18 protein-coding genes are annotated in these 25,168 nt (G+C 68.8%); 15 read left to right on the top strand and 3 right to left on the bottom strand.

Annotation, left to right across the window (positions count from 1 at the left end):
* Positions 1 to 33 precede the first annotated feature (33 nt).
* Genes AC1RGU_RS29955 through AC1RGU_RS29905 form a run of 11 tightly spaced genes read left to right on the top strand, consistent with a single transcriptional unit; the run spans position 34 to position 14,783 of the window.
* Positions 34 to 906, top strand: a complete 873-nt coding sequence (locus tag AC1RGU_RS29955) for a type VI secretion system accessory protein TagJ (RefSeq protein WP_492700074.1) — start codon at positions 34 to 36, stop codon at positions 904 to 906.
* Positions 903 to 1,448 (top strand): type VI secretion system baseplate subunit TssE, encoded by a 546-nt coding sequence (tssE, locus tag AC1RGU_RS29950; protein ID WP_095949841.1) that lies wholly within the window; start codon positions 903 to 905, stop codon positions 1,446 to 1,448. Before AC1RGU_RS29955 ends, tssE begins: the two co-directional genes overlap by 4 nt.
* On the top strand, positions 1,448 to 3,319 hold the full coding sequence (gene tssF / locus AC1RGU_RS29945) for a type VI secretion system baseplate subunit TssF (RefSeq protein ID WP_159273457.1): 1,872 nt from the start codon (positions 1,448 to 1,450) through the stop codon (positions 3,317 to 3,319). Before tssE ends, tssF begins: the two co-directional genes overlap by 1 nt.
* A complete protein-coding gene (gene tssG / locus AC1RGU_RS29940) occupies positions 3,316 to 4,476 on the top strand; it encodes a type VI secretion system baseplate subunit TssG (protein ID WP_369645865.1) in 1,161 nt (386 codons plus the stop codon). The genes tssF and tssG overlap by 4 nt, the downstream gene beginning before the upstream one ends.
* Positions 4,473 to 7,181 (top strand): type VI secretion system ATPase TssH, encoded by a 2,709-nt coding sequence (gene tssH, locus AC1RGU_RS29935; RefSeq protein ID WP_492700070.1) that lies wholly within the window; start codon positions 4,473 to 4,475, stop codon positions 7,179 to 7,181. The genes tssG and tssH overlap by 4 nt, the downstream gene beginning before the upstream one ends.
* 17 nt (positions 7,182 to 7,198) lie before the next feature.
* Complete coding sequence (locus tag AC1RGU_RS29930) at positions 7,199 to 9,589, top strand: type VI secretion system Vgr family protein (protein ID WP_492700068.1); 2,391 nt, start codon at positions 7,199 to 7,201, stop codon at positions 9,587 to 9,589.
* Between the two features lie 2 nt (positions 9,590 to 9,591).
* Positions 9,592 to 9,990, top strand: coding sequence for a hypothetical protein (locus AC1RGU_RS29925; RefSeq protein ID WP_159273460.1), 399 nt, complete (start codon positions 9,592 to 9,594; stop codon positions 9,988 to 9,990).
* Between the two features lie 10 nt (positions 9,991 to 10,000).
* Positions 10,001 to 12,622: a DUF2169 family type VI secretion system accessory protein gene (locus AC1RGU_RS29920; RefSeq protein ID WP_492700066.1), complete on the top strand. Its 2,622-nt coding sequence runs from the start codon at positions 10,001 to 10,003 to the stop codon at positions 12,620 to 12,622.
* The gene (locus tag AC1RGU_RS29915; protein WP_492700064.1) at positions 12,619 to 13,680 is read left to right on the top strand and encodes a pentapeptide repeat-containing protein; all 1,062 of its coding nucleotides are present in this window, start codon (positions 12,619 to 12,621) and stop codon (positions 13,678 to 13,680) included. The genes AC1RGU_RS29920 and AC1RGU_RS29915 overlap by 4 nt, the downstream gene beginning before the upstream one ends.
* Positions 13,681 to 13,719: 39 nt before the next feature.
* Positions 13,720 to 14,367, top strand: a complete 648-nt coding sequence (locus AC1RGU_RS29910; RefSeq protein WP_492700062.1) for a DUF3540 domain-containing protein — start codon at positions 13,720 to 13,722, stop codon at positions 14,365 to 14,367.
* A gap of 35 nt (positions 14,368 to 14,402) precedes the next feature.
* Positions 14,403 to 14,783, top strand: coding sequence for a DUF4150 domain-containing protein (locus tag AC1RGU_RS29905; protein ID WP_159273464.1), 381 nt, complete (start codon positions 14,403 to 14,405; stop codon positions 14,781 to 14,783).
* 4 nt (positions 14,784 to 14,787) lie between these two features.
* On the opposite strand, the gene AC1RGU_RS29900 is transcribed toward AC1RGU_RS29905, so the two are convergent.
* The 3 genes from AC1RGU_RS29900 to AC1RGU_RS29890 all read right to left on the bottom strand — a co-directional run bounded on the left by AC1RGU_RS29900 (position 14,788) and on the right by AC1RGU_RS29890 (position 17,915).
* A complete protein-coding gene (locus AC1RGU_RS29900) occupies positions 14,788 to 15,600 on the bottom strand; it encodes a PP2C family protein-serine/threonine phosphatase (RefSeq protein ID WP_492700060.1) in 813 nt (270 codons plus the stop codon).
* The gene (gene tagH, locus AC1RGU_RS29895) at positions 15,593 to 17,476 is read right to left on the bottom strand and encodes a type VI secretion system-associated FHA domain protein TagH (protein WP_492700058.1); all 1,884 of its coding nucleotides are present in this window, start codon (positions 17,474 to 17,476) and stop codon (positions 15,593 to 15,595) included. The genes AC1RGU_RS29900 and tagH overlap by 8 nt, the downstream gene beginning before the upstream one ends.
* 64 nt (positions 17,477 to 17,540) lie before the next feature.
* A complete protein-coding gene (locus tag AC1RGU_RS29890) occupies positions 17,541 to 17,915 on the bottom strand; it encodes a TssQ family T6SS-associated lipoprotein (protein WP_223301458.1) in 375 nt (124 codons plus the stop codon).
* A 171-nt stretch (positions 17,916 to 18,086) separates the two neighbouring features.
* Between AC1RGU_RS29890 and tssJ the strand changes: the two genes are divergently transcribed.
* The 4 genes from tssJ (at position 18,087) to tssM (ending at position 25,167) form a co-directional block, all read left to right on the top strand.
* Positions 18,087 to 18,602 carry a type VI secretion system lipoprotein TssJ gene (gene tssJ, locus AC1RGU_RS29885; RefSeq protein WP_062473939.1) on the top strand — a complete coding sequence of 172 codons (516 nt, stop codon included), beginning with the start codon at positions 18,087 to 18,089 and terminating at the stop codon, positions 18,600 to 18,602.
* A gap of 243 nt (positions 18,603 to 18,845) precedes the next feature.
* A complete protein-coding gene (tssK, locus tag AC1RGU_RS29880) occupies positions 18,846 to 20,141 on the top strand; it encodes a type VI secretion system baseplate subunit TssK (RefSeq protein WP_235926916.1) in 1,296 nt (431 codons plus the stop codon).
* Positions 20,142 to 20,149: 8 nt separating this feature from the next.
* The gene (locus tag AC1RGU_RS29875) at positions 20,150 to 21,532 is read left to right on the top strand and encodes a DotU family type VI secretion system protein (protein ID WP_390347355.1); all 1,383 of its coding nucleotides are present in this window, start codon (positions 20,150 to 20,152) and stop codon (positions 21,530 to 21,532) included.
* Positions 21,532 to 25,167 (top strand): type VI secretion system membrane subunit TssM, encoded by a 3,636-nt coding sequence (gene tssM, locus AC1RGU_RS29870; protein ID WP_492700056.1) that lies wholly within the window; start codon positions 21,532 to 21,534, stop codon positions 25,165 to 25,167. The genes AC1RGU_RS29875 and tssM overlap by 1 nt, the downstream gene beginning before the upstream one ends.
* Position 25,168 lies beyond the last annotated feature (1 nt).

Genomic DNA, 25,168 nt, shown 5'->3' with positions numbered 1-25,168 from the left:
TTTCACCTTTCAGCCAGTCAACGGGGAAGTTTCATGGGCGATGGGTTTGCAGTGCTGGGCGAGCGCTCCGTGGCCGAGCACACCGAATGGGTACAGCGGCAAATCCGCGCCAGTCCCCAGAATGCCGGCCTGCGCCTTGCCCTGTGCCACTTCCTCGCGCTGCGCGGCGAATGGCAGCGGGCCGAAGACCAGCTCAAGCTCGCCACGAAGCTCGACCCCACGTTCACGCCGGCCAGCGTCACCTGCGCGATGGCCCTGCGGGGCGAGCGCGAGCGCAGCGACTTCTGGGCCGGCGGCGGACGCACGCCGGCCATCGTCTCGGGCAATGCCGACTGGGTCGAGCAGCTGCTCGGCGCCGCCGTCTTGCCCGCTGAACGTGCCGACGAGGCCGCCGCGCTGCGCGAGGCCGCGCGCGATGCGGTGCCGGCGCTGCAGGGCACGCTGACCACTGTCGACCGCTCCGATGCGCGCGCCGTGCAGGCGCTCGATGGCGAGCCCGCGGCGCACAGCGACTTCGCCTGGCTGTGCGACGGCGACGCGCGCATCGGCGCCGTGCTCGAACTGTTCACGCCCTCGGGCTACGCGTGGCTGCCGCTGCCGGCGGTGCGCCGCATCAAGTTCTCGCGCCCGCAGCATCTGGTCGACCTGCTGTGGGCGCCGGCCGAGATCGAGCTGCACGACGGCCGCGGCCTCAACGGCCTCGTGCCCGTGCGCTACCCGGGCGCGCTCGACAGCCTGGACGACGAGACCGCGCTGGGCCGCCGCACCGACTGGCAACCGCTCTCGGGCGACGACCAGTTCGCGGGCATCGGCCAGCGCACGCTGATCAGCGAGGCCGGCGACCACTCGCTGCTCGACCTGCGGCGCATCGAGTTCGCCGCAGCGACGGAAGGCGTGGCTGCATGACCCCCGCCGTCACCACCGACATCGACGGCGACGCCCAGGAAAGCGTCGCGCGCGACCGCCTGCAGCCCGTGCTGCTCGACCGCCTCACCGACAAGGCGCCGCAGAACGGCCAGGAGCGCGCGGGCGCCTTCCTCATGAGCGGCAAGCTGCTGCGCGACTCGGTGCTGCGCGACCTGCAGTGGCTGCTCAACACCACCAACTTCGGCGCCGAGCACCGCATCAACGGCATGCCGCGCGCGCGCGGCTCGGTGGTGAACTACGGCGTGCGCGGCTGGGCCGGCGGGCGCATGTCGGAGGTCGACTTCGCCGACGTGGAGGCGGCGATCCGCGCGGCCATCATCGACTTCGAGCCGCGCATCATGAAGGACAGCATCGACGTGCGCTGCGTGACCGATGCGACCGACCTGGAGCACCACAACCTGCTCGCGCTGGAGATCCGCGGCACGCTGTGGTCGGTGCCGTATCCCATCGAGTTCATCCTGCGTTCGGAGCTGGACCTTGAAAGCGGGCACATGGTGCTGCGGCCGACGGGAGGGCTGTGATGGACGCCAAGCTCCTCGACTACTACAACCGCGAACTCACCTACATGCACGAGCTCGGGGCCGAGTTCGCGCAGCGCTACCCCAAGATCGCGGGCCGCCTGGGCATGCGCGGCATCGAGGTCAGCGACCCGTACGTGGAGCGCCTGCTCGAAGGCTTCAGCTTTCTCACGGCGCGCATCCAACTCAAGATGGACGCGGAGTTTCCGCGCTTCTCGCAACGCCTGCTCGAGGTGGTGTACCCCAACTTCCTCGCGCCGCTGCCCGCCATGGCCGTGGTGCAGATCGACGGCAACCTCAACGAAGGCTCGCTGAAGGCGGGCTACGAGCTGCCGCGCCACACGCTCTTGCGCGGTCGCATGATCAAGGGCGAGCAGACGGCCTGCGAGTTCCGCACGGGCCATGCCGTCACGCTGTGGCCGATCAAGATTGCCGAGGCGAGCCTGGGCCCGGTGCCGGCCGAGATCGCGCATGCGCTGCCGATGGCGGCGCGCCAGGCGAAGAGTGCGATCACCATCAAGCTCGAGGCGGTGGGCGGCGCGCGCTTTGCCGAGATGCCTCTGGATCGGCTCGAGTTCTTTCTCTCGGGCGCCGAGCTGCATGCGCTGCGCGTGCTCGAACTGGTGGCCCACCACAGCGTGGCCACCGTGTGCCGTGCCGGCCCCGGCAGCACGGCGCGCATCGTGCCGCTGGGCGACGAGGCGATCCGCCACGAGGGCTTCGACCCCGAGCAGTCGCTGCTGCCCTACGACGCGCGCTCGTTCCAGGGCTACCGCCTGCTGCACGAGTACTTCGCCTTTCCCGAGCGCTACCTGTTCTTCAGCGTGAAGCACCTGCGCGCGGCGGCCTCGGCCATCGGCGGCACCACGATGGAGATCGTGATCCTGCTCGACCGCGCCGACGCCGACCTGGAGCGGCTGGTCGACGCCAGGCACTTCTCGCTGTTCTGCACGCCCATCATCAACCTCGTGCCGCGCCGCAGCGACCGCATCCCGGTCGGGCCGGGCCAGCACGAGCACCATGCGGTAATCGACCGCACGCGCCCGCGCGACTTCGAGATCTTCACCGTCGAGCGCGTCACGGGCCACATGGCCAACGGCTCGGAAGAGCGCGAGTTCCGGCCCTTCCTGGGCTCGTTCGCTTCGGACGACGGCGACTTCGGCGCCTACTTCTCGCTGCGCCGCGAACCGCGCCTGGTGTCCGACCGCGCACGCGCGCAGGGCACGCGCACCAGCTACACCGGCAGCGAGGTGTACGTGTCGCTGGTCGACCAGCACGACGCGCCGTTTCCGCACAGCCTGCGCCACATCACCATCGACGCGCTGTGCACCAACCGCGACCTGCCGCTGCTGCTGCCCACCGGGCTCGAATCGGACTTCACGCTGCGCGTGTCGGCGCCAGTGCGCGGCGTGCGCATCCTGCGCGGCCCGTCGCGGCCGTACCCGGCGCTGGCCGAAGGCGCGCTCACCTGGCGCCTCATCAGCCACCTGGGCCTGAACTACCTGAGCCTGACCGACGTCGATGCCACGCAGGGCGCCGCCGCGCTGCGCGAGATGCTCGACCTGTACGGCAACCTCGCCGACCCGGCCGTGCGCCGCCAGATCCAGGGCGTGCGCTCGATGGCGCTGGCGCCCGTTTTCCGCCGCCTGCCCGAGCCGGGCCCGATCGTGTTCGGGCGCGGCGTGGAGATCGCGCTGCAGATCGACGAGGTCGCCTTCTCGGGCACGAGCCCATACCTGTTCGGCGCCGTGCTGGAGCAGTTCTTCAGCCGGCACGTGTCGCTCAATGCGTTCACCGAGTTCGCGCTGTCCAGCCTGCAGCGCGGCGAAATTGCGCGCTGGACCCCGCGCGTGGGACGCCGCCCCACCGTATGAGCACGACCGGCCTCACCGACGACGCGATGCTGCAGGTGCTGCCGGCAGAGACCGAGACGCGCGAAGAAGCGGCCGTCGATGCGCGCAGCCCCACCCACACCAAGGCGAAGTCCGCGCCGCGCCGCGGCGTGCCCGAGGCCGACCCCGCGCTGTGGGCCCGGCTCGTCGAGCAGCCCTTCGAGCACGACCTGTTCATGCTGCTGCGCCGGCTCGACGCGCAGGGCGACCATCCGCTGCTGGGCCGCGCGCCGCGCCCGCGCGACGAGCCGCTGCGGCTGGGGCAGGAGCCCTCGATGGCCTTCGCGCCGTCGAACGTGTCGGGTGTCGAGGTCGACCAAGACGGCGCGCCGCGCATCTCGATCTACGGCTTTGGTCTCTTCGGCCCCAACGGCCCGCTGCCGCTGCACCTGACCGAGTACGCGCGCGAGCGCAAGCGCCACCACGCCGACAACACGCTCAGCGCGTTCGCCGACCTGTTCCATCACCGGCTGATCCTGCTGTTCTACCGCGCCTGGGCCGACGCGCAGTCGGTCAACAGCCTGGACCGCACCGACGGCCACCGCTTCGTCGACTACGTGGCCAGCCTCATGAACATGGGGCAGCCCGGCCTGAAGGCGCGCGACCGCATCGCCGACCACGCGCGCACGCACATGGCAGGGCACCTGGTGCGCCAGACGCGCAACCCCGAGGGGCTCATCCAGATTCTTCGCCTGTACTTCGACGTGCCCGTGCGCGTGGTCGAGTTCGTGAGCGACTGGGTGCACATCGACGAGCGCCAGGTCAGCCGCATCGGTCTGCTCGGGCGCAACCACCGGCTGGGCAGCGGCGCGACCATCGGCCTGGCGGTGCGCGATGCGCAGGGCAAGTTCAGGCTCGAACTCGGCCCGTTGTCGCAGCAGCAGTTCCGCGAGTTCCTGCCGGGCAGCCCGCGGCTGCAACAGGTGGTCGACTGGGTGCGTCAGTACGTCGGCATCGAATTCGCCTGGGAGCTGCGGCTGGTGCTCAGCAAGCCCGAGGCGCGCGGCATGCGGCTGAGCAGCGACCAGCGCCTGGGCTGGGGCAGCTGGCTCGGCACCCGCCTGTCCGACACCGACGCCGGCGACATGGTGTTCCAGCCCGAGGCGCTCTTTTCCCGCAACGCACCGGCTTCCTCATGACCGACATCCGCCGCGTCTCTCTTTTTTCGAAACTGAATCCGATGCTCTACAAGGCATTGGAGACCGCCACCGCCTTCGCCAAGCTGCGCGGCAATGCCTACGTGGAGCTCGTGCACTGGCTGCACCAGATCCTGCAGCTGCAGGACAGCGACCTGCTGCGCATCATCAAGCGCGCCGGGCTCAACCTCGATGCGGTCGAGCAGGACCTCGTGCGCGCGCTCGACCGGCTGCCGCACGGCGCCACGTCGATCAGCGACATCTCCGAGCATGTCGACCACGCCGTCGAGCGTGCGTGGGTCTATGCCAGCCTGCGCTTCGAGGCCACGTCGATCCGCGGCGCCTACCTGCTCGCGGGCATCGTGAAGACGCCGGGCCTGCGCCAGGTGCTCTCGGGCATCTCGCGCGAGTTCGACAAGCTCGTGCCCGACGTGCTGGTTGCGCAGCTTGCGGCGTGGACCGAAGGCTCGCCGGAAGACGACTACGACGCCGCGTCGGAGGCGGGCGGTGGCGCATCGGTGGCGCAGCACCAGGGCGATGCGCCCGCAGTCGGCGGCTCGGCCCTGGCCAAGTACGCGAGCGACCTCACGGCCAAGGCGCGTGCCGGCGAGCTCGACCCCGTGTACGGCCGCGACGACGAGATCCGCCAGATCGTCGACATCCTCATGCGCCGTCGCCAGAACAACCCGCTGCTCACCGGCGAGGCCGGCGTCGGCAAGACGGCCGTGGTCGAAGGCCTGGCCTCGCGCCTCGCGGCCGGCGACGTGCCGCCTTCGCTGAAGGACGTGTCGCTGTGGGTGCTCGACCCCACGCTGCTGCAGGCCGGCGCGGGCGTGAAGGGCGAGTTCGAACAGCGCTTGCGACAGGTGATCGACGAGGTCGAGAAAAGCCCCAAGCCCATCGTGCTGTTCGTCGACGAAGTGCACACGCTGGTGGGCGCGGGCGGAACCGCCGGCACCGGCGACGCGGCCAACCTGCTCAAGCCCGCGCTCGCACGCGGCCGGCTGCGCACCATCGGCGCCACGACGTGGTCGGAATACAAGAAGTACATCGAGAAAGACCCGGCGCTCACGCGGCGCTTCCAGACCATCCAGGTGCACGAGCCCACCGAGCCCAAGGCCGTGGTCATGCTGCGCGGCATCTCGGCCGAACTGGAGAAACACCACGGCGTGCTCATCCTCGACGCCGCGCTCGAAGCGGCCGTGAGCCTGTCGCACCGCTACATTCCCGCGCGCCAGCTGCCCGACAAGGCCGTGAGCCTGCTCGACACGGCGTGCGCGCGCGTGGCGCTGAGTCAGCATGCGCTGCCTGCGGCGCTCGAAGATTTGAAGCGGCGCATCGAGGTGCTCGGCATCGAGTCGGGCATCGCGGGGCGCGAGGCGGCGATCGGGGTCGGCGAGCACCAGCGCGTGGAAGACATCGCGGCGCAGGTGGCTGCCGCGCAGGCTGAACTCGAACTGCTGGAGCAGCGGCGCGTGGAAGAAGCGGCGCTGGTCGAGCGCATCGTCGCGCTGCGCAAGCTGCTGTCGCCTGCGGCGGTGCCGGTGCAGGCTGAAGTCGAAGAAGACAACAACGAAGAAGAACCGCCCGCCGAGCCCGAGCGAACACCCGAAGCCATCCGCGCCGAACTCGACGAAGCGCAAGACCAGCTCGTGAAGCTGCAGGGCGAGACACCGCTCATCCTCGCGGCCGTCGACGCGCAGGCCGTCGCCACCGTGGTCGCCGACTGGACCGGCATTCCCATCGGCCGCATGGTGCGCGACGACGCGCAGTCGGTGCTGCGCCTGGGCGAGATCCTGTCGGCCCGCGTGGTCGCGCAGCCCGATGCGCTGGAGACCATCTCGCGGCGCATCCGCACCGCGCGTGCGCGGCTGGACAACCCGAACAAGCCCGTCGGCGTGTTCCTGCTGTGCGGTCCCTCGGGCGTGGGAAAGACCGAGACCGCGCTCGCGCTGTCGGAGGCGCTGTATGGCGGCGAGCAGAACCTCGTCACCATCAACATGAGCGAGTTCCAGGAGTCGCACACCGTCTCCACGCTCAAGGGCGCACCGCCCGGCTACGTGGGCTATGGCGAAGGCGGCGTGCTCACCGAGGCCGTGCGCCGGCGGCCCTACAGCGTGGTGCTGCTCGACGAGATCGAGAAGGCCCACCCCGACGTGCACGAGATCTTCTTCCAGGTCTTCGACAAGGGCTGGATGGAAGACGGCGAAGGCCGCCACATCGACTTTCGCAACACCGTGATCATCATGACGTCGAACGTCGGCACCGACCTCGTCATGCAGCTGTGCGAAGACCCGACGTTGCGTCCCGACCCCGAGCCGCTGGCGGCCGCGTTGCGCGAGCCGCTGCTGAAGGTGTTCGCGCCCGCGCTGCTCGGGCGCCTGGTGGTCGTGCCTTACTACCCGCTGCAGGCCGACGCGCTGCACCGGATCATTCGCCTGCAGCTGGACCGCATCGCGGCGCGGCTGCAGGCCAACCACGGCATTGCATTGGCTTACAACGACAGCGCCGTCGCGCTTGTCGCACGCCGCTGCACGGCCATAGAGTCGGGTGGCCGGATGATCGACGCGATCCTCACGCACACCATCCTGCCCCGGCTGAGCGAGGAAGTCATCGGCGCCACCGTCAGTGCGCGCAAGCTCGCCGGCGTGCAGCTGAGCGCAGCGGGCGACGACTTCCAGTACGAATTTTCAGAACGCCCCGCGTAGACCCAAGGGAGAGCCGCATGGACAGAGTCGTCAAAGCCCACACCCCGCTTGGAGAGGAACAGCTGCTGTTCCGCTCGATGCACGGCAGCGAAGGGCTGTCGCAGCTGTTCGAGTTCGAGGTCGACCTGCTGAGCCCGAACACCTCGGTCGACATGAAGGGCCTGCTCGGCAAGCCGCTCGCGCTCGAGATACAGACCCTGAGCGGAACGCCGCGCTACCTCAACGGCCAGATCACGCGCTTCACCATGATCGGGCGCGAGGGCGGCTCCTCGCGCTACACCGTGTACCGCGCCTCGGTGCGGCCCTGGCTCTGGTACCTCACGCGCACCAGCGACTGCAAGATCTTCCAGAACAAGTCGGTGGTCGAGATCCTCGAAGACGTGCTGGGCGAGTACGGCTTCGCCTTCGAGAAGAAGCTCAGCGCCTCGTACCGCCAGTGGGAGTACTGCGTGCAGTACCAGGAGACCGACTTCGCCTTCGTGAGCCGGCTCATGGAGCATGAGGGCATCTACTACTACTTCAAGCACGACAAGAACCAGCACACGCTGGTGCTGGCCGACGACATGAGCGCGCACGAGACGCTGCCCGGCTACCCGAAGATCGGCTACCTCGCGAGCGACCGCGCCACCGACCCCGGCCGCGAAGTGATCGACCAGTGGGAAGTCACCGAAGAGATTCGCCCCGGCACCTACGTGGTCGACGACTTCGACTTCAAGAAGCCCAGGGCCGACCTGCTCAACACGCGCAGCCAGCCGCGCGGCAACGACCACGGCCGCTACGAGATGTACGAGTGGATGGGCGGCTACAGCGACGCGGGGCAGGGCGAGCACTACGCACGCATCCGCCTCGAGGAGGCGCAGGCCCAGGCCGAGGTCGACACCGGCCACACCAACGTGCGCGGCATGGCGCCCGGCTACCGCTTCACCATGCAGAACGCACCGCGCAACGAAGACAACCGCGAGTACCTCGTCGTCTCGGTGATGTACAGCCTGCGCGAGGGCGGCTACGCCAGCGGCGGCATGCCGGGCGAGTACAGCTTTCACTTCGGCGTGCAGCCCACCTCGTTCCCCTTCCGCGCGCGCCGCATCACGCGCGTGCCGAGCACCCAGGGCCCGCAGACCGCCACCGTGGTCGGGCCGCCCGGCGAAGACATCTGGATCGACAAGTACGGCCGCGTGAAGGTGCAGTTCCGCTGGGACCGCTACGGCCAGCGCAACGAGGACAGCTCGTGCTGGGTGCGCGTGTCGAGTGCCTGGGCCGGCTCCAACTTCGGCGCCGTGAACCATCCGCGCGTGGGGCAGGAGGTGATCGTCGACTTCATTGCCGGGTGTCCCGACCGGCCGATCATCATCGGGCGCGTCTACAACGCCGACCAGATGCCGCCGCTGGAGCTTCCTGCCAAGGCGACGGTCAGCGGGTTCATCAGCCGCACGATCAAGGGCGATGGCGAGCTGGCCAACCACTTCGTGATCGACGACGACCCGGGGTGCGAGTCGATCAAGATCCATGCGCAGAAGGACTTCACGCTCGAGGTGGAGAACAACGAGATGCACACGGTGGAAGGCAACCGCACCACCCACATCCACAAGAACGACGACCTCACCGTGGACGAGGCGCGGACCACGACGGTGAACAACGGCCTGGACCACGCGATCTACAAGTCGGGCTCGAAGCTGGAGGTGACGAAGAAGACCGAGCACTTCTTCAACAACGCCATCGCGATCACGACCAAGGAGGGGGCCACGGAGACCGTCGAGACAGGCGACTCCACCGTGCACGTGGTGGCCGGGCTGCGACAGGAGAGTTTCGACAACGCGCTGCATGTCGACGTGAAGAACGGAATGACCGAGCACGTCTACACCGGCGACTCCACGCTCGAGGCGTGGGCCGGCAAGCGGTTCGAGAGCTACAAGACCGGGTGGAACCGGAAGATCCTGGGCGGTGGCGGCAAGGACGACGTGAAGGGTGGACTGGAAGAGACCATCGACACCTTTCACAACTCCACGGTGGCCGGCCCTTACGTGGGCAAGGCCAAGACCATCCGCATCGAGTCCACCGAGGGCGACATCAGCATCGTGTCCAAAGGGAACGTGCTGCTCGAAGGCGACAACGTCAGGCGGACCAACCGCATGCACGTGATCGACACCGCGCCTTCGCGAGAGACGGAAACCAAGGGCCTGGCCTGGTCGAAGAATGGCTCGATGGAGCTGTACAACGGCTATGCCGAGTTTCACAACGACAGGCAGACGGCCTACAGCTGGGCCAAGGCGGATTTCACCTACATCCACTCCTTCACATGGGCGACGACGTCCCTCAGCATGGCGGGATTCACGACCACGCAGTCGTTCTTCCATCTCTCGAACCAGGGCATGGATCTGGAAACGCCCCTCCTCAAGTTGATCACCTAGGCGTGACCGAATCCCACCCATTGAAAAATCGGAGGAGCGACATGCTGGAGGCGATGACATGGATCGCTCTTGCCTTGGCCGCCGTGGCGGCGTTCTTCGTTCTCCAGCGGGCGGTGGTCCGCAAGCTGGCCGGAGAGGGAAAAGCCGACGACGTGCGCAGGCGGGGTGAGCCTGCGACGGCGCTGGTCCTGGACACCTACGACACGGGCAACCGCGTCGCGAGGTATTTCATCCTGACCCGGCTGACGCTTCGGGTGGAGAGTTCGACCGGCAGCTTCGAGACGACGCTCACCACGCCGATCAGTCCCGTGAAGCAGGCGGAGTTCTCGCCGGGACGCACGATCAAGGTCCGCGTGGACACCGGGACGCGCGAAGTGGCCGTGGACCAGGCACGCCGGTGAGCGACGCACCATGAAGACCATCAAGCCTCTGCGGCTGAGCCTGCTGAATCGCCCCTATGTGCAGGCCGGAAGGACCTGGCTGGGTGTGGCGGCGCTGGGCCTCGTGGGCCTGGAGCCGGAACCCCGGCTCTACTCGGAACAGGATCTCTGGCGAATCGCGTCCGAGGAAATCGGCGCAGGCGGCGTCCTGGACCTGGGCTTGCCGAAGCTGGTGCCCGAATGGCTGTTGAGCGGCTATGGCCACACCGCCCACCAGGCCGACAAGACCACCTGCGCCGTGCAGGTGCGCGTCGGCGGCATGGAGAAGTCGCTGACCGTTTTCGGCGACCGCTACTGGCTGGACGGCCGGGCGACGCAACCGCAGGCATTCGATCGCATGCCCCTGGACTGGACACGCGCGTTCGGCGGCCCGGGCTTTCCGGAGAATCCGCTCGGCACGGGCGCCGAGGAAGAGCAGGTCAACGGTGTGCGCACCCGCCGGTTGCCCAATGTGGAGGCGCCAGGCCAGCGCATGCGTTCACCGCGCGATGCCGTGCGCCCTTCGGGCTTCGGTGCCATCCCGCCGGATTGGCCGCAGCGCCTGCGTTTGCTGGGCAGCGACTATGGCGAGCAATGGCGCGAGCAGGATTTCCCCGGACTGGCACGCGACGCGGACTGGCGCTACTTCAATGCCGCGCCCGTCGATCAGCGGTGGGAGGGGCTGCAGGAAGTGCCGGCAGGCCTGCCCTACGAACTCTGGAACATGCATCCGGCCCAGCCCGTGCTGCGGGGATGCCTGCCAGACTGGCGCGTGCGTGCATTCGCCAGCTGGCACAAGGACGGCAGCGAGCTGAAGGAAGCCGGCTTGCGGCTGACCACGGTCTGGTTCTTTCCGCACCTTGAACGGGCCGTGCTGATCTGGCACGGTGTGTTCTCGATCGCCGAGGACGACGCGTCCGATGTCCATCATCTGATGGCGGCCATCGAGAGGCCGGACGAGCCGCGGCCGATGGGCCACTATGCGTCGGTGCTGGCCAAACGGCTGAACCCCGAGACCGCGATCCATGCGGTTCGCGACAGTGACCTGGCCCCCAAGTCGATCCTGGGCCTGCTGGCATTGGACGAACAGTTGCGGGCCCCGGAACGGCCCTCGGTACGCAACGCGAAGGCAGGGGCGCGCCGCCAGCATGAGCAGAGGAAGCAGGCGCTCCTGCAGCGGGGACTCGACCCCGAGGTTCATCTGCCGCCCTTCGCGGAGTCGGAGACGTTGCCCGATCTCGATGACCTGCCCCTGTACCAGGAGCGATTGAAGCGGGAGTTCGAAGACATGCGGCGCGCCAAGGGCGAAGCGGGCGGCGTGGGCGCCGGCGGCGCGCAGCAGAAGCCGTCTGCGCCCGCGATGGACGAAGACCTGCTCGCGCAGATGCCCGACGGCGGTGCCAGGGTCGACCCCGGCGAAACCATCCGACGCCTGCGCGCGCGCCGTGCGGCGGAGGCCGCCGCCGAAACCCGCACCCCCGACGACGCCCAACGCCAGGCCGCGCAGGCTGCGCAGGACGAGGCCCAGGTGCAGCGCATCCGCGAGTCCCACCGGCACATGGCGCACCTGCAGCCGGCACCGCCGCAGGCGACGAGCTTCCGCTCCGCCAAATGGCGCCGCCGGCTGGACCGCGCGCGCGACGCAGCGAAGCAATTCGTGGGCGCCAACCTGAGTGGCGTGGACCTCTCGGACATGGACCTGCGGGGCTACGACTTCTCGCAGGCCAACCTCGAGAGCGCCAATCTCACCCGGGCGCGGCTGGACGGGGCCAACCTGAGCGGCGCGGTCCTGGCGCGCGCGACCCTGGCGCAGGCGAGCCTGATCAATGCGCGGCTGGATGGCGCCAGTCTCGCCAAGGCCCATGGCACGCGCGCCGACTTCACGGGCGCGAGCATGGACGCCACGAACTGCCAGGGTGCCGTGTTCGACGAAGCGGTGTTTCGGCAGGCCCGGTTCCGTGCCAACGAATTGCGGGACAGCCAATGGCGCCGTTGCGATCTGCGCGAGTCCCACTGGTCGAACCTGGTCTTCTGGAAGGTCCGTCTCGCGCACCTGCGTTTCGATGCGGCGCAGTTCAAGCAGGTGATATGGGTCGAATGCGCATTCGACCAGGCGGCCTTCGTGGGCGCTCGACTGGACAGCTGCGGTTTCATCACGACCGACGCCAGCGCGGGCGTGGATTTCAGCGACGCTTCTCTGGAGGCCTGCAGCTTTGCGCATGGCACGGCCATGCCGGCGGCGGTCTTTCGGCGTGCGCGCCTGAAGCAGTGCGGCCTGAGGACGACGCGGCTCGAAGGCGCCGACTTCACGGGCGCGCACCTGGAGAACTGCGATTTCTCCGAGTGCGACCTGGCGCGCGCGCGGCTGGACGGACTGGTCGCAGGCGAGAGCCTCTTCATCCGCGCCAACCTGAACGCCGCTTCCTTGCAAGGGGCGGATCTGATCGATGCCAGCCTGGCGAAGGCCGATCTGAGGTTCGCGAACCTCGAGCGGGCCAACCTCTATCGGGCCGACGTCTCACAGGCGTTGATCGATGCCACGACCCTGCTCGCAGGCGCCTACACGCAGCACGCCAAGCTGTGGCCGAAACGCCGTGAAGAGGCAGGTGCATGACGCGCGAGCAGCTGCTGGATCGCATTCGCCATGGCATGCCCCTGCTCCATGTGGACCTCCGCGGTGAGAACCTCGAAGGGCTGGATCTCTCGGGGGTGCAGATGCAGGGCGTCAACCTCGTGCAGGCGAGGATGGCCGGCGTGAACCTGGAGGATGCCAGCCTGATCGGTTGCAGCCTGTCGCAGGCGGACATGTCCGGCGCGTTCCTGAAGGATGCGCGCTTCGTGCGCTGCGGGCTTGCCGGCGCCCGCCTCGACGCTGCGAACCTGTCGGGCGCACAGTTCTCCGAGTCGAACCTGGAGGGCGCCCTGCTGAACGGGGCGGATGTGTCCGGCAGCGCCTTCTACAAATGCACGGCCAAGGATGCGGTCCTGAACTTCGGGCGTTGCGACCGGATGGCGATGTTCGAGACCACCCTCGATGGCGCCAGGTTGTCCGATGTGCAGATGAGCTTCTGCGTCTTCATGAAGTCCGACCTGCGGGCCATGGCCTGGGACGGCGGTGCATGCGACAGCTGCGTGTTCAACGAGTGCGTTCTGGAAGGCATGGACCTCTCGGGTCGCACCCTGGTGCGCTGCCAGTTCATCGGCAGCCGGTTGCAGGGCGCGGACCTGTCCCGCGCCGTGCTCACGCAGAGCAACTTCAAGGGGGCGGCCATGCAATCCGTCCAGCTCGCCGATGCTCAGGGGGAGGCTGCCTTGTTTCCCGAGGCCGACCTGCGCGGCGCGAACTGCCGGGGCGCGAGGTTTGCGCGCGCCGTGTGGGTCGGGGCGTGCCTCGAAGGGGCGGACTTCACGCAGGCGCAGCTCGATCTGTGCGCATTGCACCGGACCCGATGCCAGGCCGCCGTGTTCGAGCGTGCCAGCCTGTGCGATGCGGATTTTTCGTACGCGGACCTGAGAGACAGCAATCTGCGCGGCGCGATCTTCCAGCGAACGCGCATGCACCATGCCCAGATGGCAGGGGCGCTGCTGTCCACGCGCAGCGGAATCATCGAGGTCGACGAAGGCTTGCACAAGGCGCAGCAATGGTCGGCTTCACATACGCGTCCCGAATAGGGCGCGAGGACCACCGGACTTCATTCAGAAGGGACAGCCATGAACGTCGTATCACTGCATCCGAATCCGCCGAGGGAACCCGCCTCGGTCCACGTCCTGGGACACCTCCTGGGCAGCACGCCCGATGGCCAGTGGACGGTCGTCGATGAAAGCGGCGCGACCTGGACCTGCCGCCGGGCCGCGAGTTGCCTGCTCCGACCCGAGCCGGGGGACACGGTGATGGTGTCGGGACCGGACCGGTATCGGCTGTACCTGATCGCCGTGGTCGAACAGGCACAGGCCTCGGCCAGCTGCATCGAGGCCGCCGGCGATGTCACCCTGACCGCCATGAGCGGCGGGCGGGTCAGCCTGGAAAGCAGTTCGGAACTGCGCCTGCACGGCGGGCGCATGCTGAACCTGGCGGCCTCCAAGGCCACCTGCGCCGTGACCGAGATGGACTTCTGCGCACAGTCGGCCGAGGCCAGCGTCGGGCACCTTCGATTCTTCGGCAAGGCCCTGGAGTCGGTGGTGGATCGCATGGTGCACATGGCCCGGACGGCGCTGCGCATCGTCGATGAGACCGACCAGGTGCGCGCAGGACACGTGGACCATGAAGCGAGAGACACCGTGCGTGTCCACGGCAGGCACACCGTGGTCACGGGGCAGGACCTGGTCAAGGTCGACAGTGCACAGATCCATATGGGCTGACAGGCCCCGGACCCACGCCATCCTCAGGAGATCCCATGTTCGCAAACTGCCAGTTGATGGGAATGGACCTCGCTTTTCCCGATGTCTGCAAGACGCCAGTCCCCGTGCCCTTTCCCAACATGGCGTTGGGGCCCATGGCGATCCCGAACGTTCCCAACATCCTGCTCATGGCCATGCCTGCCCACAACCTGGGAACGGTCACGCCCATCACTTTGGGCGATCAGCCAGGCGTGCTGGGCGGCATCATTTCGCAGACGTTCATGCAGCAGTCGCGTCACATCACCGGCGCGTTCACGGTGCTGACGAAGGCGCTGCCCACGACGCGGGTCACCAGCCTGACCTTGCAGAATCGCATGAACATCGTGGGCATGCGATTGATCCCGAGCCAGTTCAAGGTCCTGGTCCTCGCGCCCTGAGGGTTCACGCGGCAGCGCGCACCGTCGCCGCTCCCGCCAGCGTCACCTGCTGCGGCGACCCCACCCACACCGCCAGCGCCGAGTAGTTGTCGCGCGACTTGTCGGCCTTGGCCTCGGCCGCGCGGCGCAGCAGGGCGAGCCACTCTTCCGCGCTGTCGGCCAGCTGCAGCGATCGCTCCATCACCTGCTGCGAGATCAGCTGCCAGAGCCCGTCGGTGCACAGAAGGAACGCATCGCCGTCGGCCAGCCGCTGCGGCGTCGACACGGAGGTCTCCGCCGTCGCGCGCGCGCCGAGGGCGCGGTACAGCAGGTTGCTCTTCACCAGGCGCTCGCCGCCGTTGGCGCCCTGGCCCGCGGCGGCTTCGCCCGAGCGTTCGGACAGGCTGTGGTCTTCGGTGCGCTGCATCAGCGCGCCGCGGCGGAACCAGTAGAGGCGGCTGTCGCCGACGTGGGCCCAGCAGGCCTCGCCGGTGGCGCGGTCGACGAACAGCGAGACGATGGTCGCGCTCATGCGGCTCTGGTCGGCCAGCTCGCGCTGCTTGGCGAGCACGGCATCGTTGGCTTCCTTCACGGCATGGCGGATGTCGTCGGCCGCGACGGACGGGTGGTCGACAAAGGTGTTGAGCGCGGTGTCGACCACGATGCGCGAGGCCAGCTCGCCGCCCGCGTGGCCGCCGACGCCGTCGCTCACGACGAAGCAGGCGTTGCGTTCGTCCAGGTGATAACCGATGGCGTCCTGGTTGCCGCTGCGTTCGCCCACGCACGAGAACTGCGAGGTCGAGATGGGCACGGCGAAGGCGTGGGTGGCTTCAAGCACGGCGCGCCTCCTTCAAGCGTTCCATCTCGCGGTCGTAGGCCTGCTGGAAGGCGCGGCCGAAGACGGCCTGGAAGTCGTCCTCGACGGCGGCGGTGGTGCTGGCGTGCAGCTGCTTCAGCTGGCGCCACAGCCGCGCCTCGCGACCACCGGGCAACAGCTTCTCGCCGAGCCCGCCGTCGTGCGGCGTGGCCTTGTCGAGACCGCCCGGGTCGAAGCGATGCAAGAGCGTGAGCAGCGCGGCGCGCATGCCGGCCACCATGCCGAGCTGGTGCGACTGCAGGTCGCCCAGCGCATCGTGCACGGCGGCCTCGGGCGTGAGAAAGCCGGGCATGCGCGCGCCGAACATCTGCATCAGCACGGCGCGGCCGTTGGGCAGGATCTTGAAGGGGTTGTTCTCTTCGTCCACGATCATGGTGATCTCGGCGCGCACCTCGCGCTTGAGCATGGCGCGCGACGACAGCAGCTCGATGGTGCCGTCGGTGAAGGCGCGCATCAGCCGGCCCAGGTGGCGCATCGCCTCGGCATCGAGCGGCTGCTGACCCGCGATCTCGGGCACGCCGGCGCCTTCGAGGAACGCCTTGAACAGGTCGTCGCCGGAGGAGGGGGCGCGTGGAGAGGTCGACGCTGGCGCAGGGACTGCAGCGACCGGCAAGGCAGGCGGCGCTTCTTCAGGCACCGCCGGTGCGACGGGAATCTCCGGCGCTGCGACAACAACGGGCTCCTCTTCAACAGGCGCAGCCTCTTCCACTGGCTCCGGCATGGCGACCGAGGGCGTGATCGCCACCGGCTGCGGCGGATTGAACTGCGACGTCATCTCGCGCGCATGGTTCGCGAGGCTGTGCCCTGACGACACTGCCGGCGGCCGTGCGATCAGGTCCATGGCCGGGTGCACGTCGTCGAGCGGGTTGTCCTGCGTCAGCGCCGTGGGGCGCGGGTCGGACAGCGGCGAGGGCGCATCGCGGTCTTCGGCGAAGAAGGAGAGCGGGTCCATGCTGCGCTTGAGCGCAAGGTCCGACAGGCCCTGCGTCGCCTGCGGGTCCAGCCCGGCGAGCGGATCGACGGGGTTGCGTTGCGCCTGCGAGGGCAGGGCGAAGGGCTCGTGCGCCAGCGGGTCGGGCATCGGTGCCGCCGCATCATCGGCACGGCGCGGCGCGTTCGCGAGGATGGCGTCCCAGTCGGCGGCCGACGGCATCTGCGCGGAGACCTGCGTGGTCGTGGAAGGCGCTGCAGCAGTAGAAGACAACGGCGGCGGCGGTGCAGGCAAGGGCGCAGGGGCCGGTGCATTCACCGGCGCGGGCGCGAAGGTCGGCATCGCGACCGTCGTCTCGGGCGGTGCATCGCCAAGAGGCAGCGCGCCTTCGCCGAACAGGTCCGCGAAGATATCGGAGGCCGGCGCTGCAGTGGGCAGCAGTGCGCTGATCGACGGGGCCGACGCGAGGTTCGATGCTGCAGGCGAGGCAGACACCAACTGCGACAGCGACGGCTCGGTGATCGGTGCGGCCGGTGGCTCGGTGAGCGGCTCGGTGATGGGCGCCTCGGCGATCGCAGGCGGAGGTGCCTGGCTTGCACTCGCGGCTTCGAGCACGTAGCTGCCGATGGTCACGCGGTCGCCCAACGCGACGCGCGATTCTTCTTCGTGGCGCAGCGTGCGTCCGTTCACGCTGATGGGCAGCACCGCGCTCATGTTGCGCACCACGGCGGCGCCGTCGTCGTCGAAGCGCACGGTGGCCTGCAGGCGCGAGATCTGCCGGTGTTCGTCGGGCAGCACGAGGTGGTTGTCGGGGCTGCGGCCGATGGTGCCGCCAGGGGCGGCGAGCAGCGCCGACGGCCCCGAGGCCACGGGCATGCCGCCGTGTTCAATCACTGTCCAGCGCATGGCATCTCCATGTTCGTCGCGGTGGGCGCGAGCGTGCCCGGGCGCGGCCGTGGCCGGCCGCGTGTCATCCGCGCTTCATCTTCTTCGCGGCCTCGAACGCGGGGCCCCACACGGGGTGGGTGCGTTCCGCGACGTTCAGGTCGAAGCTCGGGAACACATCGAGGAGCTTGCGGAATTGCGTGCGGCATTCCGCGATCTGGTTGTTCACGCAGTAGCTGAAGGCCTCGAGCTTGAGTGCGGCCAGCCGCGTCGCGGGCTCGGCCCCGTCGAACACCGACACGCCGCCGCTCTTCAAGGTGGAGATGGCCTTGGCGTAGTCGCCCGCATCGTAGGCCTGCTGCGCGCGTTCGAGCGTGGTGCGTGCCACTTGCTGGCTCAGGCGTTCGGGTTGCTGTGAGGCATCCGGGGTGCTCTGGCAGCCGCTCAACAGCGCAAGCATGAAGGCAAAAGACAGAACAGGCAGGCAAGACTTCAATCTTTTCTCCTACTTCGCGAGAGGCAATGCGTGAGAGAGGGCGTGCTGTTGCATCACGATGCAACAGCACGCAATGCACACCGTGCGCGTGCATGGTTTCGATAATATAGATCGCGAAGCTTTCAGGGAGATCTCATGCATCGACGGACCTTGATTCAAGGCGCATTGGCCACATCGCCGTTGCTCGCAGGCCTCGCTGGTTGCGCATCGACCGCGAAGTCGATGCCCACGCCGTATGCCATCACCGTGCGCATCGACGACGGCGTGAATCCCGACGGACGCGGCCAGGCCGCACCGATTCTCGTGAAGGTCTTCGAACTGAAATCTTCCGGCAACTTTGAAACGGCAGACTACTTCGCGCTGCAGGACCGCGACCGCGAGACGCTCATGACCGAGCTCGTGAACGCGGACCAGGCCATCTTGCGCAGCGGCGAGGAACGCGTGTTCAAGCGCGAGGCCGGACTCGACTCGCGTGCCATCGGCGTGATCGCCGGCTATCGCAAGCTGGAAGCGGCGCGGTGGCGCATCGTGTTGCCGTTGAAGGAACCGAAACAAACGAATCTTTACAAGGTGTGGCAGTTTTCTCCGAGCGAGCAGAGCGTGCGCATCGCGGTGCGCAAGAGCGGCCTCGAACTGCTACCAAGTCGTTAAGTTTCAGCACGCGCTAATACGAAAGTGCGGCGCATTCGCCTCTGAAAAGGCATGCAAAACGCAAGAGGCGCCGTGTAGCATCAGACGCGAAAGAAGATCGAGCGGGGAGCCGCTGTACAGCGCATTTCCCGCCTCCGTGTGAGCACTCCAGGAGGTTCTTTGGTGACAGTTCGCAACGCGGGCGCAGCCGGTCAGGGCGCCCAATCTCAGGCATTGGCGAATCGCGTGGTGTGGTCCGAAGGCATGTACCTGCGGCCCCAGCACTTCCAGCAGATGGAGCGCTATGTCGAGCAGTACGTCACTCGCCGCACCGCGGGCATGCAGGGTGCCTACTGGGGATGGCTGCACCTGGACATCGACCGCGATGCCTTCGCGCTCGGGCGCGTGTCGCTGCTCGGCGGCGCGGGCGTGCTGCCCGACGGCACGCCGTTCTCGTTCGGCCTCGAAGACGCACCGATGCCCTTCGACGTGCCCACCGACCTCACCGACGAACTCATCGTGCTCGCATTGCCGTTGCGCAGGCCCGGCAGCGAAGAGGTGATCTTCTCGGAAGACGAAGGCTCGGCCGCGCGCTTCGGCGTGGTCGAACGCGAAGTGGCCGACGGCAACGCGGTGGCGCTCGGCCCCGCGGTGCTGCAACTGGCGAAGCCGCGCCTGCGGCTGGCGCGCGCGTCGTCGCTCACGGCCGAGTGGCAGGCCATCGGCGCGGTGCGCGTGATCGAGCGGCGCACCGACCACAAGCTGGTGGTCGATGCCAACTACATTCCGCCGGTGCTCGATGCCTCGGCGCACCCGATGCTGCGCAGCATGACGGCCGAGCTGCACGGCCTGCTCACGCAGCGCTCCGAAGCGCTGGCCTCGCGGCTGTCGCAGCCGGGGCGCGGCGGCGTGAGCGAGGTCTCCGACTTCCTGCTGCTGGAGCTGGTCAACCGCTACCTGGCGCTCACCTGGCATGCGCAGCAGGCGGTGCAGGTGCACCCCGAGACGCTGTTCGTCGACTGGCTCAAGCTGGCCTGCGACCTGGCCACGCACACCTCGCCCACGCGCCGTCCGGTGGTGTGGCCGGTGTACGACCACGACAACCTCAACGAGAGCATCCGCCCGTTGATGGAGGAGCTGCGGCGTTCGCTGTCGGCGGTGCTCGAGCAGAGCGCCATCGCCATCGAACTCGAAGAGCGCAGCCACGGCGTGCGCGTGGGCCGCATGCCCGACCCGGTGCTGGTGCGCAACGCGGCCTTCGTGCTCGCGGTGCATGCCGACCTGCCGGCCGACGCCGTGCAGCAGCGCTTTCCGACGCAGGTCAAGATTGGCTCGGTCGAGCGCATCCGCGACCTCGTGCAGCTGCAGCTGCCCGGCGTGGTCGTGCGCTCGCTGCCGGTGGCGCCGCGCCAGATCCCGTACCACGCGGGCTACCACTACTTCGAACTCGACAAGGGCGGCGACATGTGGCGCCAGCTCGAGAAATCGGGCGGCGTCGCCATGCACCTGGCCGGCGACTTTCCGGGGCTCGCCATGGAGTTCTGGGCCATCCGTCCGTGAGGGACCCTATGAACGGTGCCAATGACATGGCCGTCGGCCCGGGTGGCTTCGTGCCGCCCAATCCGGGCGGCGGCGCGACCACGCACAGCGGCCCGGGGCCGCAACCCCAGCAGCAACCCCAGCCCGATGCCTTCACCGCGTGGCACGACGCGCGGCGCCCGCATGCGGGCGACACGGCGCTGGCGGGCAACAACCCGCTGGTGGCGGCGGCCAACCCGCTGCTCGACCTGATCCCGCAGATCCGCGCCACCGGCCACCACCCGTCGCCCACGCAGCTGCGCGAACACCTGGTCGACGAGGTGCGGCGTTTCGAGACGCGCGCGCAGCAGGCCGGCATCGCGCCCGAAGTGATCATCGGCGCGCGCTACTGCCTGTGCACCGCGGTCGACGAGGCCGCGGCGCTCACGCCGTGGGGCGGCAGCATCTGGTCGTCGCAGAGCCTGCTCGTGATGTTCCACAACGAGACCTGGGGCGGCGAGAAGTTCTTCCAGCTGCTGTCGCGCCTGGTGCAAAACCCGCAGCAGCACCTGCACCTCATCGAGCTCATCTACTTCTGCCTGGCGATGGGCTTCGAGGGGCGCTTTCGCGTCATCGACAACGGCCGCTCGCAACTCGAGACGCTCAAGCAGCGGCTGCTGCAGATCATCCGGCAGGCGCGCGGCGAAATCGCGGCGCCGCTGTCGCCGCACTGGCAGGACGCGAGCGCGCCCGTGCGCCGCACGCGCCACTGGCTGCCGGTGTGGGCCGTGGGCGCGGTGGCGGCGGTGCTGCTGGTGCTGGTGTTCGCGGTGCTCACCTTCAACCTCGCGGGCCATTCCGACGGCGCGTTCTCGGCCGTGAACGCGGTGCGCCTGCCGCAGACGCAGCGCGCGGTGGCGGTGCCCGCGGCGCAGCCGCGCCTGCAGCGTTTCCTCGAACCCGAGATCCGCGACGGCCTGCTCACGGTGCGCGACGAGGCCGACCGCAGCGTGGTGGTGCTGCGCGGCGACGGCCTGTTCGCCTCGGGCTCCGACCGCGTGCTCGACCGCTACGCGCCGGTGCTCGCGCGCGTGGCCGACGCGCTCAACGCGGTGGAAGGCAACGTGCTGGTCAGCGGCTTCAGCGACGACCAGCCGATCCGCAGCGTGCGCTTCCCGTCCAACTGGCAGCTCTCGCAGGCGCGCGCCGATGCGGTGAAGGCCATGATCGCCACGCGCCTGAGCCGGCCCGAGCGGCTGCGCGCCGAAGGCCGCGGCGATGCCGATCCGCTGGTGCCCAACGACTCGGCGGCCAACCGCGCGCGCAACCGGCGCGTCGAGGTGACGCTGCTGGTGGCGCCGGTGGCGGGCGTGCCCGTTCCGGGGTCTGCGCCGCAACCCCGGCAGCAACAACCCCAAGGAGGAACCCGCTGATGCTGCGCGCGCTCTTCCGTTTTCTCGTCAGCCGCGACCTCTGGGTCTTCTTCGGGCTGGTCGCGCTCGCGTTTTTGATCTGGGTCATCGGCCCGGTGATCGCCGTGGGCCGCTACCGGCCGCTCGAAGGCGAGTTCGTGCGCATCGTGGTCATCGCGCTGATGTTCGGCGTGTGGCTGGTGCGCGTGGCCTATCGCAAGTGGCGCGAGCGCCGCCTCAACGCGCAGCTGCTGCACCAGCTGCGCACGCCGTCGCCCAAGGCAAAAGAGGCCAAGCCCGAAGAGGCGCCCGAGATCAAGGAGCTGCACAGCGGCTTTGCCGACGCCACCGCGGTGCTGAAGAACATGCGCTTCGGCCCGGGCCCCGGCGGCAAGGCGGCCGGGCGCTTCGCGCTGTTCGACCGGCAGTACCTCTACCAGCTGCCCTGGTACATCTTCATCGGCGCGCCGGGCTCGGGCAAGACCACGGCGCTGGTCAACTCCGACCTCGACTTTCCGCTCGCCGACCAGCTCGGCAAGGCCGCGGTGCGCGGCATCGGCGGCACGCGCAACTGCGACTGGTGGTTCACCAACGAGGCGGTGCTCATCGACACGGCCGGGCGCTACACCACGCACGAGAGCCACCGCGAGACCGACGAGGGCGAGTGGAAGGGCTTCATCGAGCTGCTCAAGAAGTTCCGACCGCGCCAGCCGATCAACGGCGCGATCCTCACCATCAGCATCGCCGACCTGCCGCTGGCCGACGACGCGCAGCGCGCGCGCCATGCGATGGCGCTGCGCAAGCGGCTGCTCGAACTGCGCAACGACCTGGGCATCAACTTCCCGGTGTACGTGCTGGTCACCAAGACCGACCTGCTGGCCGGCTTCAACGAGTACTTCGGCTCGCTGGGCCGCGCCGAGCGCCAGCAGGTGTGGGGCTTCACCTTCCCCATCGAAGGCAACCCCGCCGACCCGGCCAAGGCCGACCTGCGCGAGCGCTTTCACCAGGAATACAAGCTGCTGCACCAGCGCCTGGACGAGCGCCTGCCCGAGTTGCTGGCCACCGAGCCCGACCCGATGCGGCGCGCGCAGGCCTACCTGCTGCCGCAGCAGTTCGCGAGCTTCGAGGACATCCTGGGCACCTTCCTGGCCGACGTGTTCAACCCGTCGAAGTTCGAGGTGGCGCCGCTGCTGCGCGGCGTGTACTTCACCAGCGGCACGCAGGAGGGCACGGCCTTCGACCGCGTGATGGGCGCCATCAAGCGCTACCTGCAGGTGAACGCGCCGCCCGCGCCGCCGCCGGGCCCGGGCAAGAGCTACTTCCTCAAAGAGCTGCTGCAGCAGGTGATCTTCCGCGACGCGGGCGTGGCCGGCACCAACCTGCGCTGGTACCGCCGCCGCCGCGCCATCGACCTCGCGGGCTACGCGCTGGTCGGCGTGCTCGCGGTGGTGCTGCTGGGCGCGTGGGCCAACAGCTGGCGCCACAACAAGGCCTACGTGGCCGAGGTCGACGGCAACGCCAAGGCCTTCAACAAGGCCGCCGCACGCGGCGAGCTGCCGACGGTGGTCGATTCGAGCGGCGACATCGCGAGCTCGCTGCTCATCCTCGACCGCCTGCGCGACCTGCCCAAATCGGCCGAGTTCGACATCGGCGATCCGCCCGTGGGCTACCGCTTCGGGCTCTACCAGGGCGAGAAGCTGCAGGCCGCCACCGACGGCGTGTACCAGCGCGCGCTCGAAACCGTGCTGCTGCCGCAGGCCGCGCAGCGCGTCGAGCAGTCGCTGCGCGAGGCCGCGAAGCTTGACGCCGAATACAGCTACGAGGCGCTCAAGGCCTACCTCATGCTGTACGACCCCGAGCGCTACGACGCCGACTTTCTGCAGGCCTGGCTGCTGACCGACGTCGACCGCAAGATCGGCGCCTCGCTCACGCGCGAACAGCGCACGAACCTCGAAGCGCACCTGAAGACGCTGTTCGCCGACCGCGTCGTGAGCTCGCCCTTCACCAAGGACGACAAGCTCATCGCGCAGACGCGCGAGCGCCTGGCCGGCGTGCCGCTGGCGCAGCGCTCCTACGCGCGGCTGCGCCGCATCCTCCTGCAGACCAGCGCGCCCAATGCCTTCACCATCGCCGAGGCGGGCGGCGCGGAGTCGGCGCTGGTGATCCGGCGCGCCAGCGGCAAGCCGCTGACCGACGGCATTCCCACGCTCTTCACCTACCGCGGCTACTGGGACATCTTCGACAAGCGCATGGCCGAGACCACGCTGGCGCTGGAGCAGGAAGACCGCTGGGTGCTGCAGATCCGCGCGCCGGGCATCGCCGACATCACCTCGCGCGAGCTGCTGCTGCGCGAGGTGCGGCGCCTGTACCTCAGCGACTACATCCGCACCTGGGACGAGTACCTGGCCGACATCCGGCTGGCCGAGAGCAAGTCGCTGCTGCAGAGCATCCAGATGACGCGCGTGCTGTCGACCGGCGAGTCGCCGATGTCGCGCCTCATCCGCGGCGCGGCGCGCGAGACCGACCTGCTGCGCAACCACGACGAGGCCACGCGCAGCCTGCTCGACCAGGCGCAGAACCGCGTGACCAGCACGCGCGAGCGCATCGAGCAGCTCATCGGCCAGCCCGACGGCAGCCAGCGCCGCAACACCGCGCCCGACCGGCCCGAGTCGCTGGTCGACAACCACTTCGCGCCGCTGCGGCGCATGGTGACCGCGCCCAAGGCCGGCGGCCAGACGCCGCTGGACCAGACGGCCGCGCTCATCAACGAGCTGTACACCTTCCTCACCGCCACCGACACCGCGCTGCGCAGCGGCAACATCCCGCCGCCCGGCGACGCCGTGACCAAGCTGCAGGCCGAGGCCGGGCGCCTGCCGGTGCCGTTCCAGGGCATGCTGAACGACCTGTCGGCCACCGCGTCGTCGAAGGCCGCGGCGGTGACGCGGCAGAACATCGGGCAGAACGCGGCCGCGACCATCGGGCAGTTCTGCAGCCAGGCGATCGCGGGGCGCTACCCGTTCGCGCGGGGTTCGAACCGCGACGTGGCGGCCGGCGACTTCGCGCAGCTGTTCGCGCCCGGCGGGATGATGGATGACTTCTTCCAGAAGAACCTCGCCTCGCAGGTCGACACCTCGGTCAACCCGTGGACCTTCAAGCGCGGCGTGGACGGCAGCGCGTCGGGGCGCTCGGCGTACCTCGATGCGTTCCAGAAGGCGCAGGCGATCCGCGACGTGTTCTTCACGGGCATGGCGGGCGGGCGCACGCCCTCGTTCACGCTCGACATCCGGCCCGAGGACATGGACGCCACGCTCACGCAGTTCACGCTGGACATCGACGGCCAGACGGTGCGCTACGCCCACGGCCCGCAGGCGCCCAGCAGCATCAAGTGGCCCGGCCCGCGCAACAGCAACCAGGTGCGGCTGCAGGTCACGGTGGCCAACGGCACGCCGGCCGGCGGCATCGTGACCGAGGGGCCGTGGGCGCTGCACCGGCTGTTCGACAAGGCCTCGATCTCGTCGGGGCGCACGCCCGAGTCGTTCAACGCGACCTTCGACCTGCAAGGAAAGAAGGTGGTGCTCGCGGTGACGGCCAACAGCGTCTACAACCCGCTGCGGCTGTCGCAGATGAACAGCTTCTCCTGCCCCGGGAAATCCTAGG

The sequence above is a fragment of the Variovorax sp. GW823-FHT02B07 genome, from assembly GCF_058797695.1.
The sequence above is the reverse complement of the archived record's forward strand: the minus strand, read 5'-3'. Positions and strand labels throughout refer to the sequence as shown.

Bases quoted from the DNA above. Each gene is read 5' to 3' on its own strand.
- tagH (WP_492700058.1), bottom strand. From the start codon at position 17,476: ATGCGCTGGACAGTGATTGAACACGGCGGCATGCCCGTGGCCTCGGGG.
- AC1RGU_RS29955 (WP_492700074.1), top strand. From the start codon at position 34: ATGGGCGATGGGTTTGCAGTGCTGGGCGAGCGCTCCGTGGCCGAGCAC.
- AC1RGU_RS29915 (WP_492700064.1), top strand. From the start codon at position 12,619: ATGACGCGCGAGCAGCTGCTGGATCGCATTCGCCATGGCATGCCCCTG.
- tssG (WP_369645865.1), top strand. From the start codon at position 3,316: ATGAGCACGACCGGCCTCACCGACGACGCGATGCTGCAGGTGCTGCCG.
- tssK (WP_235926916.1), top strand. From the start codon at position 18,846: ATGTACCTGCGGCCCCAGCACTTCCAGCAGATGGAGCGCTATGTCGAG.
- tssH (WP_492700070.1), top strand. From the start codon at position 4,473: ATGACCGACATCCGCCGCGTCTCTCTTTTTTCGAAACTGAATCCGATG.
- tssE (WP_095949841.1), top strand. From the start codon at position 903: ATGACCCCCGCCGTCACCACCGACATCGACGGCGACGCCCAGGAAAGC.
- tssM (WP_492700056.1), top strand. From the start codon at position 21,532: ATGCTGCGCGCGCTCTTCCGTTTTCTCGTCAGCCGCGACCTCTGGGTC.
- AC1RGU_RS29905 (WP_159273464.1), top strand. From the start codon at position 14,403: ATGTTCGCAAACTGCCAGTTGATGGGAATGGACCTCGCTTTTCCCGAT.
- tssF (WP_159273457.1), top strand. From the start codon at position 1,448: ATGGACGCCAAGCTCCTCGACTACTACAACCGCGAACTCACCTACATG.
- AC1RGU_RS29910 (WP_492700062.1), top strand. From the start codon at position 13,720: ATGAACGTCGTATCACTGCATCCGAATCCGCCGAGGGAACCCGCCTCG.
- AC1RGU_RS29920 (WP_492700066.1), top strand. From the start codon at position 10,001: ATGAAGACCATCAAGCCTCTGCGGCTGAGCCTGCTGAATCGCCCCTAT.
- tssJ (WP_062473939.1), top strand. From the start codon at position 18,087: ATGCATCGACGGACCTTGATTCAAGGCGCATTGGCCACATCGCCGTTG.
- AC1RGU_RS29890 (WP_223301458.1), bottom strand. From the start codon at position 17,915: ATGCTTGCGCTGTTGAGCGGCTGCCAGAGCACCCCGGATGCCTCACAG.
- AC1RGU_RS29875 (WP_390347355.1), top strand. From the start codon at position 20,150: ATGAACGGTGCCAATGACATGGCCGTCGGCCCGGGTGGCTTCGTGCCG.
- AC1RGU_RS29930 (WP_492700068.1), top strand. From the start codon at position 7,199: ATGGACAGAGTCGTCAAAGCCCACACCCCGCTTGGAGAGGAACAGCTG.